This window comes from Pseudomonas sp. EMN2 (assembly GCF_009650555.1).
Classification (GTDB): domain Bacteria; phylum Pseudomonadota; class Gammaproteobacteria; order Pseudomonadales; family Pseudomonadaceae; genus Aquipseudomonas; species Aquipseudomonas sichuanensis.
On record NZ_VZZR01000011.1, the window covers coordinates 1 to 19,659 of the forward strand.

At 62.7% G+C, this 19,659-nt stretch carries 12 protein-coding genes; 11 read left to right on the plus strand and 1 reads right to left on the minus strand.

Features of this window, described 5'->3' with window-relative positions:
• Nucleotides 1–22: 22 nt before the first annotated feature.
• The 6 genes from F6X61_RS04210 to cycA all read left to right on the plus strand — a co-directional run bounded on the left by F6X61_RS04210 (nucleotide 23) and on the right by cycA (nucleotide 6,602).
• Entirely contained in the window at nucleotides 23–412 is a 390-nt protein-coding gene (locus tag F6X61_RS04210; protein WP_153785540.1) for a DUF2946 domain-containing protein, read from the plus strand.
• 48 nt (nucleotides 413–460) lie between these two features.
• Complete coding sequence (locus F6X61_RS04215) at nucleotides 461–946, plus strand: copper chaperone PCu(A)C (protein ID WP_153785541.1); 486 nt, start codon at nucleotides 461–463, stop codon at nucleotides 944–946.
• 20 nt (nucleotides 947–966) lie between these two features.
• Nucleotides 967–1,398 (plus strand): DUF2946 domain-containing protein, encoded by a 432-nt coding sequence (locus tag F6X61_RS04220; RefSeq protein WP_153785542.1) that lies wholly within the window; start codon nucleotides 967–969, stop codon nucleotides 1,396–1,398.
• A gap of 69 nt (nucleotides 1,399–1,467) precedes the next feature.
• Nucleotides 1,468–3,534: a TonB-dependent copper receptor gene (locus F6X61_RS04225; protein WP_153785543.1), complete on the plus strand. Its 2,067-nt coding sequence runs from the start codon at nucleotides 1,468–1,470 to the stop codon at nucleotides 3,532–3,534.
• A gap of 58 nt (nucleotides 3,535–3,592) precedes the next feature.
• Nucleotides 3,593–4,957: a PepSY domain-containing protein gene (locus tag F6X61_RS04230; protein ID WP_153785544.1), complete on the plus strand. Its 1,365-nt coding sequence runs from the start codon at nucleotides 3,593–3,595 to the stop codon at nucleotides 4,955–4,957.
• A gap of 229 nt (nucleotides 4,958–5,186) precedes the next feature.
• A complete protein-coding gene (cycA, locus tag F6X61_RS04235) occupies nucleotides 5,187–6,602 on the plus strand; it encodes a D-serine/D-alanine/glycine transporter (protein ID WP_153785545.1) in 1,416 nt (471 codons plus the stop codon).
• An 85-nt stretch (nucleotides 6,603–6,687) separates the two neighbouring features.
• Here cycA and F6X61_RS04240 read toward each other — a convergent pair whose 3' ends face one another.
• On the minus strand, nucleotides 6,688–6,987 hold the full coding sequence (locus F6X61_RS04240) for a hypothetical protein (RefSeq protein ID WP_153785546.1): 300 nt from the start codon (nucleotides 6,985–6,987) through the stop codon (nucleotides 6,688–6,690).
• Between the two features lie 514 nt (nucleotides 6,988–7,501).
• Between F6X61_RS04240 and F6X61_RS04245 the strand changes: the two genes are divergently transcribed.
• The 5 genes from F6X61_RS04245 to urtD all read left to right on the plus strand — a co-directional run bounded on the left by F6X61_RS04245 (nucleotide 7,502) and on the right by urtD (nucleotide 19,542).
• Nucleotides 7,502–14,503, plus strand: a complete 7,002-nt coding sequence (locus F6X61_RS04245) for a neuraminidase-like domain-containing protein (protein ID WP_153785547.1) — start codon at nucleotides 7,502–7,504, stop codon at nucleotides 14,501–14,503.
• 242 nt (nucleotides 14,504–14,745) lie between these two features.
• Nucleotides 14,746–16,011: an urea ABC transporter substrate-binding protein gene (urtA, locus tag F6X61_RS04250; protein WP_153785548.1), complete on the plus strand. Its 1,266-nt coding sequence runs from the start codon at nucleotides 14,746–14,748 to the stop codon at nucleotides 16,009–16,011.
• A gap of 77 nt (nucleotides 16,012–16,088) precedes the next feature.
• On the plus strand, nucleotides 16,089–17,609 hold the full coding sequence (urtB, locus tag F6X61_RS04255; protein ID WP_371923653.1) for an urea ABC transporter permease subunit UrtB: 1,521 nt from the start codon (nucleotides 16,089–16,091) through the stop codon (nucleotides 17,607–17,609).
• Nucleotides 17,609–18,688: an urea ABC transporter permease subunit UrtC gene (urtC, locus tag F6X61_RS04260; RefSeq protein WP_153785550.1), complete on the plus strand. Its 1,080-nt coding sequence runs from the start codon at nucleotides 17,609–17,611 to the stop codon at nucleotides 18,686–18,688. The genes urtB and urtC overlap by 1 nt, the downstream gene beginning before the upstream one ends.
• On the plus strand, nucleotides 18,685–19,542 hold the full coding sequence (gene urtD, locus F6X61_RS04265) for an urea ABC transporter ATP-binding protein UrtD (RefSeq protein WP_153785551.1): 858 nt from the start codon (nucleotides 18,685–18,687) through the stop codon (nucleotides 19,540–19,542). Before urtC ends, urtD begins: the two co-directional genes overlap by 4 nt.
• The last annotated feature ends 117 nt before the right edge of the window (nucleotides 19,543–19,659 follow it).

Here is a 19,659-nt window from a genome sequence, read left to right on the forward strand (position 1 = left end):
CGATTCCTGACCGGATCTCTCCATGCCCCCACGTCGGCACATCGCCTGGATAGCCTGCCTTGCAGTGCTGTTCAACCTGCTGGCCATGCCGCTGTCCTCTGCCGCGCCCAAGGGCCCGGCCGAACAGCTGCTGTGGGGGGCTTTCTGTTCGAGCATGGCGAACAAGGCCAAAGTCGATGTACAGGCCCTGGCCAAGATCGATCTCGGCCCGCAAAGCGATGACAGCGCCAGCATGATGAACTGCTGGTGCTGCTCGGGCGCCGCGCCCTTGCTGGCCTTGCCCGGCTACCCGCCACAACTGCACAACCCGCCGTTGCTGCTGACCGGGCACATCCCGCACCTCGCCGACTACCAGCCCACGCCGCGCCAGTTATGGCCCGCGCTCAATCCCCGTGCCTCTCCGCTGGCCTGATGCTCACTAAGCTGTCCATCAGAACCTGAACAGACCGGAGACTCACCCATGCTCAAGCAAGCCCTCGTCCTGGCCGCCCTGCTGCTGCCCGGCGCCTATGCCAATGCCCATGAATACACAGTAGGCGACCTGCACATCGCCCACCCCTGGTCGCTGGAACTGCCGCCGAACGCGCCCAACGTGGCGGCCTACTTCGTCGTGCACAACAACGGCAAGGCCGATGACCGCCTGCTCTCGGTGAAAAGCCCCATCACCAATGACGCCCAGCTGCACGAACACGTGATGAGCGCCGCCGGCGCCATGAAGATGCAACACGTGCAAAGCGTCGTGGTGCCGGCCGGCAAGGATGTGCTGTTCGCCCCCAGCGCCTACCACGTGATGCTCATGCAGCCCAAGGACCGCAGCCTGCTCACGGACGGCAAGCGCTTCCCGCTGACCCTGCACTTCGAAAAAGCCGGTGACGTCACCGTCGACGTCGCCGTGCAGAAGCAGCCACCGGCCGACCAGCCCGCGGCGCACGAACACGCACACTGATCAGCTGACAGGCGCTCACCATGAGCCTGCCGCGTAACAGCTCGACCCGCAGCACCCGCCCTGATCGCAGGCGCGTCGGTGGCGGCTGGCTGAGCCTGTTCGCCATGTGGATGATCTTCATCGGCCCACTGGTTTCCCAGTCGATGCCGATGGAACACCACGCCGGCATGTCCATGCCGATGGACATGTCGATGGCCATGCCCATGGAGCATGGCCACGATCATCACCAGGGCCACGGCAACGATGGCCAACTGCATGTGATGTGGGAAAAGTGCGGCTACTGCAGCCTGCTGTTCAACTGCCCCGCCCTGCCCCAGACACTCAGCCCGCTTACGGCGGGCAGCGTGCTCCCCCCCGTCCACCTCCCCGTCGCCACGCGCCAGGGCCATGCCCGGCAGGCTGTATTCCCCGGCGCGCGCAGCCGCGCGCCGCCCCGTTCGATCGTCGTTTGAACACAACACGATAAACGCCCGAAGCCAGGAGGCTTCGCGCTGACTCACGACTGATCGACTGGAATCACTATGTCCGGCTGTACCCCTGTTTTTGCCCTTTCCCTGCGCGGGACCATCGCCCTGCTGTGCGGCTCACTGCTCGCACCGCTGGCCGTGGCCGCCGAAACCGGCCACGAAGGCCACACCCACGACACTGCCGAGCTGAGCCCAACGGTGATCACCGCCATCGCCCCCAGCTCGCCGCTGACCGTGGTCACCAACCCCAAGGACCCACGCCAGCCGGTGCCGGCCAGCGACGGCGCCGACTACCTCAAGACCATCCCCGGGTTCTCGGTGATCCGCGCCGGCGGTACCAACGGCGACCCGGTACTGCGGGGCATGTTCGGCTCGCGCCTGAACATCCTCACCAACGGCGGCATGATGCTCGGCGCCTGCCCCGGCCGCATGGATGCGCCGACGTCGTACATCTCGCCGGAAACCTACGACCGCCTCACCGTGATCAAGGGCCCGCAAAGCGTGATCTGGGGCCCCGGCGGTTCCGCCGGGACCATCCTCTTCGAGCGTGAACCGGAAAAGTTCGGCGAGCTTGGCAGCCGGGTCAACGGCAGCGTGCTGGTCGGCTCCAACGGCCGCTTCGACAAGGTGCTCGACGCTGCCGCCGGCAACCAGCTCGGCTATGTGCGCTTCGTCGGCAACCAGTCGCACTCGGACGACTTCGAGGACGGCAACGGCGACACCGTGCCCTCGCGCTGGGACAAGTGGAACGGTGATGCCACCGTCGGCTGGACCCCGGACGCCGACACCCTGCTGGAACTGACCGCCGGCAAGGGCGACGGCGAGGCCCGCTCCGCCGGGCGTGGCATGGACGGCTCGCAGTTCAAGCGCGAAAGCCTGGGCCTGCGCTTTGAAAAGTCCAACCTCGGCGAGGTGCTCGACAAGGTCGAGGCGCAGGTCTACTACAACTACGCCGACCACGTGATGGACAACTACAGCCTGCGCACCCCGTCAGGCACCGGCATGATGGGCATGCCCATGGTCAGCAACGTCGACCGCCGCACTATGGGCGCACGGATCAAGGCCACCTGGCGCTGGGCCGACGTGCAGCTGATCAGCGGCATCGACGCACAGACCAACGAGCACCGCCAGCGCGGCGGCATGGGCATCGACGCGCACAAGGGCCAACCCTGGACCAAGGACGCCGACTTCCACAACTACGGCGCCTTCGGCGAACTGACCTGGTACGCCACAGGCGTTGACCGCCTGATCACCGGCGCCCGCCTGGACCGCGCCTCGGCCCGCGACTTCCGCAAAGGCAGCGCCACCGAAGGCGACACCCGCGCCGACACGCTGCCCAGCGGCTTCGTGCGCTACGAGCACGACCTGGCGGCGATCCCGGCCACCACCTACATCGGCCTCGGCCATGCCCAGCGCTTCCCCGACTACTGGGAGCTGTTCTCGCCCAAGCTGGCCCCGGCCGGCTCGGCGAACGCCTTCGACGGCATCAAGCCGGAGAAGACCACCCAGCTCGACTTCGGCATCCAGTACCAGGGCGAACGCCTGGAGGCCTGGGCCTCGGGCTACGTCGGCCAGGTGCGCGACTACATCCTGTTCGACTACCGCCGCAACATGATGGGTGGCTACACCTCCCAGGCACAGAACATCGACGCCCGCATCATGGGCGGCGAACTGGGCGCGGCCTACAAGCTCACTGAAAACTGGAAGGCCGACGCCACCCTGGCCTATGCCTGGGGCAAGAACAGCAGCGACGGCAAGGCGCTGCCGCAGATGCCACCGCTGGAAAGCCGCCTGGGCCTGACCTACAGCCGTGACGCCTGGAGCGTCGGCACGCTGTGGCGGCTGGTGGACGAGCAGAACCGCATCGCCCAGAACCAGGGCAACGTGGTGGGCAAGGACTATGGCAAGAGCGCCGGCTTCGGCGTGTTCTCGCTTAACGGCGCCTACAAGATCAACAACAACCTCAAGCTCAGCGCGGGCGTCGACAACCTGTTCGACAAAGCCTACGCCGAGCACCTGAACCTGGCAGGGAACGCCGGGTTCGGCTATCCGGCGAACTCGACGGAGCCAGTGAACGAGCCAGGCAGGACCTTCTGGACCAAGGTCGACTTCAGCTTCTGACAACAACAAACGGGCGCGGGGCCTGACCGCGCCCAACTCAGGTCTACGGGAGGCTCCCATGAGCAAACCAAACGTATCGTTCTACAACCTGGCCTGGCGCTGGCATTTCTATGCCGGGCTGTTCGTCGCGCCATTCATGATCCTGCTGGCGATCACCGGGATCATCTACCTGTTCAAGCCACAGCTCGACCCGCTGATGTACCGCGACTTGATGGTGGTCGAGGCCGGCCACCAGCGCCAGGACGCCGACACCCTGCTGGCCAACGTGCGCCAGGCTTATCCACAGGGGCACGTGGGCCAGTACCTGCCACCGCTGGACGCCGAGCGCAGCGCGCAGTTCGTGGTGCACGACGGCGGGCGCGAGCTCAATGTGTTCGTCGACCCGTACAGCGGCAAGGTGCTGGGCGAGCAGGACGGCAAGCAGAACCTGCAAGCCATCGCCCGCGCCCTGCATGGCGAGCTGATGGTCGGCACGGTCGGTGACCGGCTGGTGGAACTGGCGGCTGGCTGGGGCATCGTGCTGGTGGTGTCTGGCCTGTATTTGTGGTGGCCACGCGGGCGCAACAGCGCCGGGGTGCTGTGGCCACGCTTGAGCGCGCGCGGCCGGGTGCTGTGGCGCGACCTGCATGCCGTGACCGGCTTCTGGGGTTCGGCTTTGTTGCTGTTGATGCTGATCAGCGGCATGACCTGGACCGGGATGTGGGGCAAGCAGTACGCCGACCTGTGGAACCGCTTCCCGGCGGCCATGTGGAACGACGTACCGAAGTCGGACAAGCAGGCCGGTGAGCTGAACAACGCCCACCGCCAGACCGTGCCGTGGGCGCTGGAGAACACCCCGATGCCGGTGTCCGGCGCGCATGCCGAGCACGCCGGCCATCACATGGCCGACCAGGCGCCCGCCGCGCCGCAGGTCAGCCTGCAGCAGGTCGAGAACGTCGCCACCCTGCGCCAGGTTGCGCCGGGCTACAGCATCACCTTGCCAACCACTGCCGACGGTGTGTTCACCATCGCCGTGTTCGCCGACGACCCGCGCAACGACGCCACCCTGCATGTCGATCAGTACACCGGCAAGGTGCTGGCCGACGTGCGCTGGCAGGACTACAGCCCGGTGGCCCGCGCCACCGAGCTTGGGGTGATGCTGCATGAAGGCAAGATGTTCGGGCCGTTGAACCAGATCATCATCCTGCTGGTGTGCCTGATGATCCTGCTGGGGTCGGTGAGCGGGTTGGTGATGTGGTGGAAGCGCAAGCCCGCCAGTGGCCTGGGCGTGCCGCCGCTGCGCCATGACCTGCCGCGCTGGAAGACTGCCGTGGGGGTGATGCTGGTGCTGGGCGTGGCGTTCCCGCTGGTGGGGGTGTCGATGGTGGTGATGTGGGTGGTGGATAGCCTGGTGGTGAGGCGCCGGGTCATGGTTAGGGCCTGATATCGCAATCGCGGGGCAAGCCCGCTCCCACGCCGAGCACGATCCACGGCGTGGGAGCGGGCTTGCCCCGCGATGAGGCCGGCACCAACAACCATTGATTCCCGTCATGTCGAGTAGCGCGCTGCACCGCCAACATCGTGTCGATCTGTCGCGCCCGCATCTGGAACGGGCGTGTTAGCCTACCCGGCTACCTCTGACAAGAAGACTGACCCTCAATGGAATGCAGCCTATGACCCGGACCTCCTCCACCCCCGCTGAAGACCAGCACCTGCAACGCAACCTGACCAACCGCCACATCCAGCTCATCGCCATCGGCGGTGCCATCGGCACCGGCCTGTTCATGGGCTCGGGCAAGACCATCAGCCTGGCCGGCCCGTCGATCATCTTCGTCTACATGATCATCGGCTTCATGCTGTTCTTCGTCATGCGCGCCATGGGCGAGCTGCTGCTGTCGAACCTCAACTACAAATCGTTCATCGACTTCTCCGCCGACCTGCTCGGCCCCTGGGCCGGCTACTTCACCGGTTGGACCTACTGGTTCTGCTGGGTGGTCACCGGCATCGCCGATGTGGTGGCGATCGCCGCCTATACCCAGTTCTGGTTCCCCGACCTGCCGCAGTGGATCCCCGCGCTCAGCTGCGTGGCGCTGTTGCTGTCGCTGAACCTGGTGACGGTGAAGCTGTTCGGCGAAATGGAGTTCTGGTTCGCCCTGATCAAGATCGTCGCCATCATCGGCCTGGTGGTCACCGGCCTGTACATGGTCATCACCGGCTTCCAGTCGCCGGGCGGCGACACCGCGAGCCTGGCCAACCTGTGGAACGACGGCGGCATGTTCCCCCACGGCCTGATGGGCTTCTTCGCCGGCTTCCAGATTGCCGTGTTCGCCTTCGTCGGCATCGAGCTGGTGGGCACCACTGCCGCTGAAGCCAAGAACCCCGAGCGCACCCTGCCGCGGGCGATCAACTCGATCCCGATCCGCATCATCGTGTTCTACGTGTTGGCACTGGTGGCGATCATGGCGGTCACGCCATGGCGCGACGTGGTACCGGGCAAGAGCCCGTTCGTCGAGCTGTTCATGCTGGCCGGCCTGCCGGCGGCGGCGAGCATCATCAACTTCGTGGTGCTCACATCGGCGGCCTCGTCGGCCAACAGCGGGGTGTTCTCCACCAGCCGCATGCTGTTCGGCCTGGCCCAGGAAGGCGATGCGCCCAAGGCCTTCGAGAAACTGTCGCGCCGCGCGGTGCCGGCCAACGGCCTGTACTTCTCCTGCGCCTGCCTGCTGCTGGGCGCGGTGCTGATCTACCTGGTGCCCGACGTGGTCGAGGCGTTCACTCTGGTGACCACGGTGTCGGCGGTGCTGTTCATGTTCGTCTGGACGCTGATCCTGCTGTCGTACCTGAGCTACCGGAAAAACCGTGCGGCGCTGCACGAAGCATCGAGCTACAAGATGCCCGGCGGGCGCTTCATGTGCTACGTGTGCCTGGCGTTCTTCGCCGGCATCCTGGTGCTGCTGAGCCTGCGTGACGACACCCGCCAGGCGCTGGTGGTGACGCCGATCTGGTTCGTGCTGTTGGCGGTGACTTATCAGTTTGTGCGTAGCAAGCGTCAGCCGCGTAATGCGGTGCGTGAAGCGTCTAACAACTGATCCTGAACCCATCGCGGGGCAAGCCCGCTCCCACGCCGACCTCACAGGCAGGCGTGGGAGCGGGCTTGACCCGCGATGGGGCCCGCTAGCCTTGCTCCAACCCTTCAAGCACCGCCTCAGCCAGCGCCAACCCCTTCTCCAGCGAATTCTCCGTAGCCGTCAGCAAACTGCGCAACGGCTCCCCCGCCTTCTCCAGCGCGGTGGCATTGGTCTCATACGCCGCCTTCAACGCCGCCACGGCGCACACCAGCGCATCCTCGCTATCCACCCCGGCATGCACCGAAAGCATCGGGTCGTGGGCGTGATTGCAGGTGCCGAACTGTGAGCAGGCGGTAACGGGGCGGGGTTTGCAAATGGCGGGACTGACCCGCGATTCCGGGTTCATGGGTGCACCTCTCGGTGACGGGCATCGATGAGAGGTGCGCCAGCGACAGGCGCGAACGGGGGATCTGGAACGATCTTCTTGAGCATGGTGCTACTCCTTGCAGCCTTCTGAAGTGTTTCTCCGTGCCCACACGCCAATGTGGGTGGACGGAGCCGTGCGGGTTGGCGTTGCCGGTCAGAAGTTCCGGTGAGCCCGAAGGCTCCCACACACAGCTCCGCCCATAACGGGTGCAACCATGCAGGACACGCTATCGCAAGAGCGATGTGTCCGATTCTGACAACGGGACGCCAATCCCGAACCGCAGAAACTACTGGGGTGCGGCACGGTACTCAAGTATCAATGGTGTGTCAAAATGTTCGACCGCGCTGCATCCCCCGCCACACCTGGCCTGCAGCTTCCAAGCCAGCGCCGACCTGGCATTTTTGTCAGTTGCCCAGCCCCCTGACACGCCATCAAATGATTCCTGGCCGACGCGTCTTGCCAATGACGCTTTCTCGTCTGGGAGCACATCCGTATGAGCGAACAATCCGCCAACGCCCACACCTACGCCAAACTGTTCCCGGAACAACTGGCCGATCCTTGTGACCCCGATGCGCCCGAGTCGAACACTGGGCCCATCGCCTACCTGCATGCGCTGTACCAGCAAGCCCTGGAACTGGAGCAGGCCAGCACCTCCAGCGCCCGCCAGTTATTGGCGCAACGCCGCCCTGACATAGCCGAACTGCCGCTCGACCCCGCGCAGTTGGAGCAACCGGTCAGCGCATTGGCCCTGGCCATCCACACCCTCGCGCGCAATGCCCAGGCACGCGCAGGCGCCACGGCTTATCTGCCCGAGGTGCTGGCGAGCGCCGGTCAGCATGCCAACCTGCCGTTCCACTATGCCCACGAGCAGATCAAGGCACTGCTCAAGTACAGGAAAATCCCGTACTTCGAACTGCTGCAGCAAGCGACTTACAGCTACCCCGGTTTCTGCTACCAGAACCTGCGAACCGATGAGCTGCGCCAGACCATGCGCAATGCCAGCGGCTTCAGTCCGGCGCTGCAGGCACTGCTGTTGGAAGAAAAAGCACTGCGCAGCACCGGCGACCAGTGGCGCAAATGGTATGGCATGGAAAATCTCGACGCCAAAACCGCGAAAGCCGCACTCATGGACGTCGAAACCTTCTGCCAGCGGACCGGCCTGAGCTTCGAGCAGGTGCTGGAGATGCTTGCAGTGTCTGGGGTCGATGACAATGCGCAAGCCGCCAACACCCTCGTGCACAATGCCCGCGCCTACCGACCCGCACGCGATCCGGCCATCAGCAAATTCCACAACGGTGCGGCTTACATCAATGCGCGAAGAACGACGCGCCTGACGATCAAGGATGCAATGGCCGAGGCCGGCATCAAAGCGCAGTTCGACATGATCGATTACGACTGTTTGTCGCGCATGTACCAGATGATTCACCTGCAAAGGGAACTCGGGCTGCCCTTCGCCGATGTAGACCTGTTGCTGATGTCGATTCTGCGTGCCGAAGGAATGGCCAGCAACTGGCACCTGACACCCACTACCCTGCGTGCCCTAGGCGTGTTCCGCTACCTGCAGGACGCCTATGGAATCAGCGCAGAACAGTTCAGCGCCTTGGTATGCGAGGTCTGCCCGTATGCCGTAGGTGATCGCCTCCCCATGCTGGACCGAGTGCTCGATGGACTCGGTGCAGGCCGACCCGACACACTCGACACGCTGATACTCGACGGCCGAGCATTCGACCCGGACGATGGCGCGGACGGACAGCTCAAAGTGCTACCCGCTTTGGCCAAGGCAGTGGGCGCGGACGAACAGACAACCCTGGCTTATCTGGCACAAGCCAGGCAGGCCCTGGGGCTGAATACGTTCACTGTGTCACTGCCGCTGCTGTCCTCTTTATTTCGCCTCAGCCGCCTGCATCGCCTGTTCAAGCGCTCCCCCCGGGAGGCCGCTGCCTTGGCTGCATTGATGGCAACCACAGGCTGCGACGTGATGGCCCAACTGGCCGGCACGCCCGTAATCGACGACTCCGCAGCCACGGATGTACTGGATACGCTGATCGCTTTGAGCAACCTCGATCAGTGGTTGCGTAAGCAGCAGATCGTTCCGAGTGTGTTACTGGAAGCGCTGGCCCCTGTCCCTACCACGCAAGTGGCACTGGAGCGCAAGTTGCTGGACACCCTCAAAGAGCGGTATTCCGCCATCGAGGAAGCGCTTCTGCACTGGACCACGGAAACCCAGCAGCAAGAACTGGCAGCTCAACTATTGATCAGTGTCTTTGGCGCTCAGCCTGGGGGGACTGGGCTTACCACCCAGCATGCCGCGCCGCTTCTGCGTTGGTCAGGCACATCGGCGAAGGCCGTTCTGGAGGCTGCCCGGGCCCTCACCGACACCAACAGCCAGCCTGAAGAAAAGCATACGGCGACCCAACTTTGGTTCAAGCTCGAGCGCCGCTGCGCGTTGAGCACATTGCTGCGGCTGAGCCCTGGTGCCCTCCAGGCACTCGTTGACCATCCGGAATGGTTCGATCTTGAGGCGCCGCCACTCGAAAACATGAGCCTGGATCTGTGCTATCAGCTCAGTCGCTTCTGCGAATGGGTTGAGCTGTGCAGGAAGACGGGGGCAGATGAACCTGATGCAATCGATTACCTTGCAAGGCACCGCGCCAATACCACCGAGGCGAAAGTGGCAGGAGCGGCCAAGGCACTCGCCGCTTTGATTGACTGGAGCGAAGACGAAGTAAAAGACGCCTGCCCTTGTGTACAAGCCTTAGCGTCAGTCGAGGATACCAGGCCAACGTTCGATGACTTTCTGGAAACACTGTCCGAGCAAGAACGCAGCAAATATAACCAGGTAGGCATCAAGGTCTCATTCAGGGATTTCGTCGTCCGCAAGGCCGGCGCCTACGCTTACACCCAGCACTTTCAAAGCATGCTGGACAAATTTGTCGACTTTCTAAAAAAACACCCAGGGCCTGTGTTACTCACCCAGGCGCAATATCAGGAAGCCTACGATCCGACACTATGGGAAGAAGAGTGGAAAAAATACCGAGACACGAATAGGTATGCCTATTTCCCACTTACTCTTGAGGCGCTGACTGAACGCCCTCATACGGTCAAACGTGAGGTGGGCATCCCATGCGTGCCCTGCACGATCAGCGATATCGACTTCGTCCTGCGCCTGAAAACGCTCTGCGCCAAGACCGGCCTGACATGTTCGTCATTGCTGAGCCTTACCGAGCTGGACGAAACAGCGCCCTACCTTGAATACGAAAGCATCAGCCAACTGCTACTGGCGGGTGCCGATGACGGGCTGCGTGAATGCGTCGACAAGCAGACCCGCGAACACTGGCGCGACGCGCTTGCCGGTTACCTCATCGCATACTGGCCCACCGGCGCAGCGACCACCGGGGCCACCCTCACCTCCCTGGACGATCTGTCGACCTATTGCCTGTGCGATATCCGCGTCAGCAGCGCGGTCAGCACCACGCTGCTCAACCAGGCCATCGGCAGCCTGCAACTTTACCTTTCACGGCTGTATGCACGCCTGGAGCCGGGGTATGGCCAAACCTCGCCATCAGGGGACAGCCAGGTGCAGTGGCAAAGCAAGCTTGGGCTGTACGGCACCTGGAAGCGCGACAGGGAACAGCGTAACCACCCCGCCAACCTCATCTACTACGCCAACCGGCCCAACAAGAGCGTGGCGTTTCAAGAACTCGAGGTCGAACTCAACCAGGGCAAGATGGATACCACATTGTTGCAAACGGCCATTTTCAACTACCTGGCCAAGTTCGAGCGAGTCAGCAACCTGCAAGTGATCAGTGGCTACCTGGATAGCCATGATCCCAAGAACGGTACCTATCACCTGCTCGCCAAGACCAATACCACGCCTTACGAGTACTACTGGCGAACCCTCGACATGGCCCTGCGCGACGATCAGGAACGGCTGAGCCCCCTGGCGTGGAGCGAATGGGAGAAAGTCGGGCTGGCGGCGACAGACGAAATTGCAAAAGGCACAGACAACAGCGATGTCATACGGCCGGTGGTCATTGCCGGGCGTCGCTACATCTTCTGGGTGGAACGCAGCAGCACTGACTTGCCTGATGGAGAGAGTGCAAACAAAACCTTGGCCAAAAAGCGAAAGTTCTCTGTGCAATATGCGTTTCAGCAATGTGATGGAACATGGAGCACAGGTAATGAACTGATGCGTCTTGATGGTTTCGACAAGGAAGGCAAGTGGGCCCCTGCAGACTATGCGAAAGGAATGGACTTCAAGCCCGGATTGATTGTAGTAGTCGACGTTGAAGGCGATCGTCGGCAAGACCCTTGGCTGGTCGCGTTGCTGTACGACACCACTGACACCACTGACACCACTGACACCACTGACACCACTGACACCACTGACACCACTGACACCACTGACACCACTAAGGAAGCACAAACCGATCTAAAAAAGGAAAATGACTTCTACGTTGAGGCGCGCGACCTGTTGCTAACAGAAAAAAAATCTATTAACGAGGTTAATTCGAAATCAATTATCGAGGGATTGCTAGGAGGTTACAAAGACACACTCACCGTTCAGCACCCATATAACGGCAGGCCTTTAAAGGTGCATTACAAGGAAGATAACCCTACTAAAGAAGGAATTATATACGAGACCATAAACGAAAAGTTTAAAAACACTTCAAATGCAACCCTCGACCCGTGGCTTAGCGCCTTAGTTGTGACACACCAATACAACAACTCAGACGATAAACACATAGTAATATCTTACGGCAAGATCTCCGTACTCCAAGCTCAAAAAAAAATTCGCTATCACCACGAGAGATACACACACAGAAAAACAAATGCTCGTAAAATAGTAATTTGTTTCAATTTCACCACAGACACCGAATACAAAATTGAAATTGAAATTGAAACATACTCCCCATCCGGCCGTGCCTCCTACACTCTCACCTATACCGTTTCTGTTGAAGAGCTAAAACTCGATGAGACTTGGAGTGTTTCACTCGCTAGCAACGGCGCCCAGGCCAAATACTTGGATCTGGAAAAATCAAAGACACTACTGCCTACCCTTAATGCAGACAAAATCCGCCTCAACACCTTGTTTGGCAAGAATCTGGTCGCACGCGCCACCCAAGGCGTAGACCGAGTGCTGGCCTGGGATACCCAGATACTTCAAGAACCTGATCTGGACAATGACACAAACACGGTGAACATGGACTTCCATGGTGCCAACGCCCTCTACTTTCGCGAACTGTTCCTGCACGTGCCCGCGATGGTTGCCATGCGCCTGACCGAGCAACAACAATTCGAAGAAGCGGAAGACTGGTACCTGCGTTACTTGTTCAACCCCTACCGAACCGAGCCCGACGAAGAGGGGCGCCCTGCACCGTGGTGCACCCGCCCCCTCTCGGAGGTGGGCACCTTGAGCTCGACGCTGCGCAAGGATGTAGACCCCATCAGTCGCGTCTTTGTACTTGCCCGGCATTATCAGCAAGCCATCTACCTCGCCTTCCTCGAGAACTGGATAGCGCAGGGCGACCACTACTACCGCCAGCTCACGCTCAGCACGCTCAACCAAGCCTGGTTGTGCTACCAGCAAGCCCTCAAGCTGCTCGGCCCGTTACCGCAGGGGCGCAACTCATCACGCTGGGCTATCACCACCTTGGGTGCACTCGGACCTGACGCGTTCCGCAGGCCGCTCAACCGCCGGGTGCTCGACCTGGACAAGACACTCCAGAGTCGCCTGTTCAACCTGCGCCATGGGCTCACCCTCGATGGCAAGCTACTGCCGCCCCTGGACTGGAATAGCGAAAGTCTGGAGGCATTCGGCAATTCGCTGGGCGGTGTAAGCAACCTGCCTCTCCCATACCGCGACGGCCAATTGGCTGTTCCCCACTATCGGTTCCGCCAACTGCTGCCCATCGCCAAGGCCGCAGCCCAGCAACTATCCGACTTCGGGCGGCACTACATGAAGCTAATGGAGGATGAGTTCAACACCAGCCTTTCAGTGCAGTTGAAGGCACAGGAAATCAAGATGGTCGATTTCGCCATCCACATCCAGAAAGAGGCCATCAGCGGAGTCCAGGCCAAGAAGAAAGCGCTGCAGCTTAGCCGAAGCAAAGCCGTCGCACAGAACGAATACCTCAGCGATCTCATCGATGTCGGCCGCTCGCTTGCAGAGGTCACCTCTACAGTATTCAAATGGACGGCCAACAGTTGCTTACTTACAAGCATATTTTTTGAACTGGGATCAGGTATAACGAAAGCCGCTGTTCCCACCATCTACGGCATGGCCATGGGCGGTAACGATACCTCGGCGCCCTCAGCCAGGACTGCCCAAGCGTTGCATGCAACAGCTGACGCTTCGAACATGATCGCTGAAGAACTCCTGATCCAGGCCGCCTACAACCGCCGCGCCGCCGAATGGGCATTCGAAAAAAGCCAGGTCGAATGGGACCTTAAGATCCTTGACCAACAGCTCGACGAAACCAACATCGAACTCAATGCCAGCACAATTGCCCTGGCCCAATGTGAACAGGATCGGGTCAATCTGAAGGAAGCCTACGTGTCCATGACCACCGGCTTCACCATCATCCCCGTCTACAACTGGCTGGTGGCCCGCCAGGAGCATCTCTACGGTGCGGCCTACGATGCCGTCCGCTCTTTGTGCCTGGCGGTGGAAGCCGCCTGGCGCTACGAGATTGGCGACTATCGGCGCTCCAGCTTCATCGATACCACGGCCTGGCGCGACAACTTCAAGGGCATGCTGGTGGGTGAGTCCCTGCTGGTGAACCTGCAGCAGATGGAAAATGAATACCTGCTGAACAACGAGCGTCGGTTGACCATCAAGAAATCGTTCAGCCTGAAGGATCGGCTGGGCGAAACAGCATGGACCACAGTGTTCAAGAAGCCGACCGATCCCGCTGTATCGATCATCCACAGCTTTGCGTTCATGGCGGTCGATTTCGACAGGAGCTACCCAGGCCACTATCTGCGCCAGCTCAAGTACGTGTCGGTGACCCTCGTGCTCAAGGGCGATGGCAGCCTGGACGAACTCTGCGCAACCCTGACCCAGACGGGCAGTACGACCTTGCTCGAGGCCGACAAGGACGCCGCCAGCTCGCTGTATCCAGCCCCGGCCGGCAGATCGGAGGACGAGCAGCAAAGGCTCGAGGAAGCGGGCAAGGACCCCAAGCGCGTGTTGCGCAACCCAAGCGTGAACCAACAGATCGCCCTGTCATCGACGGTTGCCGAGGATGGGTTGGGTTATGACCCCGGCACCTGGGTCTACGAACTGATGTTCCACGACGGCCGTTACCTGCCGTTCGAAGGCACGGGCGCCATTTCAGAATGGACGCTGGAGATTCTCGGCAGCGAGCAACTGCTGGCGGACCCTTCGGTGATCGCCGATATCAGGTTGAACATGGTCTATACCGCCAAGGCGGGCGATATCCATTTCAGCGCATATGCCAGGTCACTGTGCAAGCCGAAAAAATCCGAGTAACGCAGCCCACAGGTACATCGCAGCCCTCCAAGTCCGCGCTGTACCTGTGGGTGCGGGCTTGCCCCCGAAAGGGCCGCACAGCGGCCCCAATGCTGTGCACGTCGAACCTCCAGGCACCATCCTGGCCCCTCCTTACGCCCTGATTCATCGCACAACCGCTCTATTGCGCGTATTCCGCCGCCAGGCACAGCCCTTGCAATCTCCGATCTGGCCAACACCCACCCTCACATCGGAGTGACCAAATGAAGCGACGCAGTCTGATCAAGGCCTTCACCCTCAGCGCCTCCATCGCGGCGATGGGCCTGAGCTGGAGCATCCAGGCCGCCGAGACCATCAAGGTCGGCATCCTGCATTCGCTGTCGGGCACCATGGCGATTTCCGAGACCTCGCTCAAGGACATGGCGCTGATGACCATCGACGAGATCAACGCCAAGGGCGGGGTCAACGGCAAGCAGCTCGAAGCGGTGGTGGTGGACCCGGCGTCCAACTGGCCGCTGTTCGCCGAAAAGAGCCGCCAGCTGTTGACCCAGGACAAGGTGGCGGTGGTGTTCGGTTGCTGGACCTCGGTATCGCGCAAATCCGTGCTGCCGGTGTTCGAAGAGCTCAACGGCCTGCTGTTCTACCCGGTGCAGTACGAGGGTGAAGAGATGTCGCCGAACGTGTTCTACACCGGCGCCGCGCCCAACCAGCAGGCGATCCCGGCGGTGGAGTACCTGATGAGCGAGGACGGCGGCGGCGCCAAGCGCTTCTTCCTGCTGGGCACCGACTACGTCTACCCGCGCACCACCAACAAGATCCTGCGCGCCTACCTGCACAGCAAGGGCGTGGCCGACAAGGACATCGAAGAGGTGTACACCCCGTTCGGCCACGCCGATTACCAGACCATCGTCGCCAACATCAAGAAGTTCTCCGCCGGCGGCAAGACGGCGGTCATCTCCACGGTCAACGGCGACTCCAACGTGCCGTTCTACAAAGAGCTGGCCAACCAGGGCCTGAAGGCCACCGAGGTGCCGGTGGTGGCGTTCTCGGTGGGCGAAGAAGAGCTGCGCGGCATCGACACCAAGCCATTGGTGGGGCACCTGGCGGCGTGGAACTACTTCGAGTCGGTGGATAACCCGGTCAACCAGAAATTCGTCGCCGACTGGAAGGCCTACGCCAAGGCCAAGAACCTGCCGGGCGCCGACAAGGCGGTGACCAACGACCCGATGGAGGCCACCTACGTGGGCATCCACATGTGGGCGCAGGCCGCCGAGAAGGCCAAGTCCACGGACGTGGACAAAGTGCGCGAGGCGCTGGCCGGGCAGAGCTTCAAGGCTCCGTCGGGCTTCACCCTGACCATGGACAAGACCAACCACCACCTGCACAAGCCGGTGATGATCGGCGAGATCCAGGATGACGGGCAGTTCAGCGTGGTGTGGCAGACCGAACAGCCGCTGCGGGCGCAGCCTTGGAGCCCGTTCATTCCGGGGAATGACAAGCGGCCTGACTATGCGGTGAAGGGCAACTGACGCCATCGCGGGGCAAGCCCGCTCCCACGCCGCCCCCACGTGAATGAGGGGCAGCGTGGGAGCGGGCTTGCCCCGCGATGAATCCACCGCCGATTTCCAGGATGGCCCGCATGCTCAGACTCCTGCTCACACTATTACTGCTTCTACCCCTGGCCACCCAAGCCAGCGAGGGCGAATTCTTCCTCAGCGCCAAACCCGCCGAGCAAGCCAGCCTGCTCGAAACCTGGGCCGCGCAACCCGATTCAGCACGCCTGCCGCTGCTGGAAAACCTGCGCCAAGGCCGCATCGCCGAAGGCGACACCCGCAAGCTGCGCCTGAACAACCGCCTGCGCGGGCTGCTCGACAACACCCTGGCCAGCCACCAATTGCTCAGCGATCAGGCCGACACCCGCCTGGCCGCTGCCCAGCAATTGCAAAAAAGCGCACAACCGGCCCAGATGGCCTTCCTCGACCGCCGCTTCGCCGCCGAGCCGGACGCCGCCGTGCACGCCGCCCTGGGCCTGGCCCTGGCCAACCTGCAACTGGGCGCCAGCGAACCCGCCGTGCGCCTGGCCGCCGTGCGCCTGCTGGGCGAAACCGGCGACCCGCTGGCGCGCACCCGCCTCGAAGCGCTGCTGCAACCGAACGCCGAAACCGACGCGGCGGTGCGCACCGCCGCCGAAACCAGCCTGGCCCAGGTGCAACGCAAATTGCTGGTGGGCGAATTGCTGGGCCAGGCCTTCAGTGGCCTGTCGCTGGGCTCGATCCTGCTGCTGGCGGCCCTGGGCCTGGCGATCACCTTCGGCCTGCTCGGGGTGATCAACATGGCCCATGGCGAGATGCTGATGCTCGGCGCCTACAGCACCTACATGGTCCAGGTGCTGGTGCAGCGCTACGCGCCAGGTGCGATCGAGTTCTACCCGCTGATCGCCCTGCCGGTGGCCTTCGCCGTCAGTGCCGGGGTGGGCATGGCCCTGGAGCGCACAGTGATCCGCCACCTGTATGGCCGCCCGCTGGAAACCCTGCTGGCCACCTGGGGCATCAGCCTGATCCTGATCCAGGCCGTGCGCCTGATCTTCGGCGCGCAGAACGTCGAGGTGAGCAACCCGGCGTGGTTGTCCGGCGGCATCCAACTGCTGCCCAACCTGGTGCTGCCCTACAACCGCATCGTCATCATCGTGTTCGCCCTGGCCGTGGTGCTGCTCACCTGGCTGCTGCTCAACCGCACACGGCTGGGCCTGAACGTGCGCGCCGTGACCCAGAACCGCAACATGGCCGCCTGCTGCGGGGTGTCCACCGGCCGCGTCGACATGCTCGCCTTCGGCTTGGGCTCCGGTATCGCCGGGCTGGGCGGCGTGGCCCTGAGCCAGGTCGGCAACGTCGGGCCTGACCTGGGCCAGAGCTACATCATCGACTCGTTCCTGGTGGTGGTGCTCGGCGGTGTCGGGCAACTGGCCGGCAGCCTCTGGGCCGCCTTTGGCCTGGGCATCGCCAACAAGCTGCTGGAGCCGCAGATCGGTGCGGTGCTCGGCAAGATCCTCATCCTTGCGCTGATCATTCTGTTCATCCAGAAGCGCCCGCAAGGCCTGTTCGCCCTCAAGGGACGGGTAATCGACTGATGAACCAGCCACTGCTTGTCACTGCCGCACAAAAGGCCGGGCCGCGGGTTTCGCTGGCCTTGGGCGCCGCCGTGGTTCTGGTGTTGCTGGCCTTGCCGCTGCTGTCGCTGTTGCCCGACGGGCACGCGCTGCAGGTCTCGGCCTACACCCTCACGCTGGTGGGCAAGATCCTCTGCTACGCCATCGTCGCCCTGGCGCTGGACCTGGTGTGGGGCTACGCCGGGCTGTTGTCCCTGGGCCACGGGCTGTTCTTCGCCCTCGGTGGCTACGCCATGGGCATGTACCTGATGCGCCAGGCGGCCGGCGACGGCCTGCCGGGGTTCATGGCCTTCCTGTCGTGGAACGAGCTGCCCTGGTACTGGGCCGGCACCCAGCACTTCGCCTGGGCGCTGTGCCTGGTGGTGCTGGCGCCGGGGTTGCTGGCGCTGGTATTCGGCTGGTTCGCCTTCCGCTCGCGGATCAAGGGCGTGTACTTCTCGATCATGACCCAGGCCCTGACCTTCGCCGGCATGCTGCTGTTCTTTCGCAACGAGACCGGCTTTGGCGGCAACAACGGCTTCACCAACTTCCGCACCATCGTCGGTTTCGATGTGACCGCGCCGGGCACCCGGGCGGTGCTGTTCCTGCTCACCGTGCTGTTGTTGTTGGCCAGCCTGTACCTGTGCTGGCAGCTCACCCGCAGCAAGTTCGGGCGCCTGCTCACCGCCGTGCGCGATGCCGAGAACCGCCTGATGTTCTGCGGCTACGACCCGCGTGGCTTCAAGCTGCTGGTGTGGGTGCTCAGCGCCGTGCTGTGCGGCCTGGCCGGGGCGCTGTACGTGCCGCAGGTGGGCATCATCAACCCCAGCGAGATGTCGCCGACCAACTCCATCGAGGCGGCCGTGTGGGTGGCCCTGGGTGGGCGCGGCACGCTGATCGGGCCGCTGCTCGGCGCCGGGCTGGTCAATGGCATGAAGAGCTGGTTCACCGTGGCGTTCCCCGAGTACTGGCTGTTCTTCCTCGGTGCGCTGTTCATTGTCGTCACTTTGTACCTGCCCAAGGGCGTGGTCGGGCTTGTGAAGAAAAGGAGCCAGCCATGAGAGGCGTACCCCCGGTGCACCCGGAATTCATGTTGGAGCCGGTGTTCGATCAGCTGGGCGCCGGCCGTGACGCCATCGGCCTGGGCCAGGCGCGCAAAGCCGGGCTCGATACCCGCCATGGCACGGTGCTGAGCCTGGAAGACATCAGCGTCAGCTTCGACGGCTTCAAGGCACTCAACGGGCTGAACCTGTACATCGGCGTGGGCGAGCTGCGCTGCATCATCGGCCCCAACGGTGCGGGCAAGACCACGATGATGGACGTGATCACCGGCAAGACCCGCCCCGACAGCGGCAGCGCCTACTTTGGCGACACCCTCGACTTGACCCGCATGAGCGAATACCAGATCGCCCAGGCCGGGATCGGCCGCAAGTTCCAGAAGCCCACGGTGTTCGAGGCGCTGACGGTGTTCGAGAACCTGGAGTTGGCCTTGAAGGCCGACAAGTCGGTGTGGGCCAGCCTGGCGGCGCGCTTGAGTGGCGAGCAGCGCCAGCGCATCGACCAGGTGCTGACCACCTTGCGCCTGTTGCCATTGGCCCAGCGCCCGGCCGGGCTGTTGTCCCACGGGCAGAAGCAGTTCCTGGAGATCGGCATGCTGCTGGTGCAGGAGCCGCAGTTGTTGCTGCTGGACGAGCCGGTGGCGGGCATGACCGACGCCGAGACCGAGTTCACGGCCGAGCTGTTCAAGGGGCTGGCCGGCACGCATTCGCTGATGGTGGTGGAGCACGACATGGGGTTCGTGGGCAGCATTGCCGACCATGTGACGGTGCTGCACCAGGGCAGTGTGCTGGCCGAAGGGTCGCTGGCGCAGGTGCAGGCGGATGAGCGGGTGGTTGAGGTGTATCTGGGCCGGTAGGCCTGCGGGGGGTGCGTGGGAGCGGGCTTGCCCCGCGATTACGTCCGCCCTGCCAACATCATTTCCAGGTCTGGCGCCATCGCGGGGCAAGCCCGCTCCCACGCTCAAATCACACAA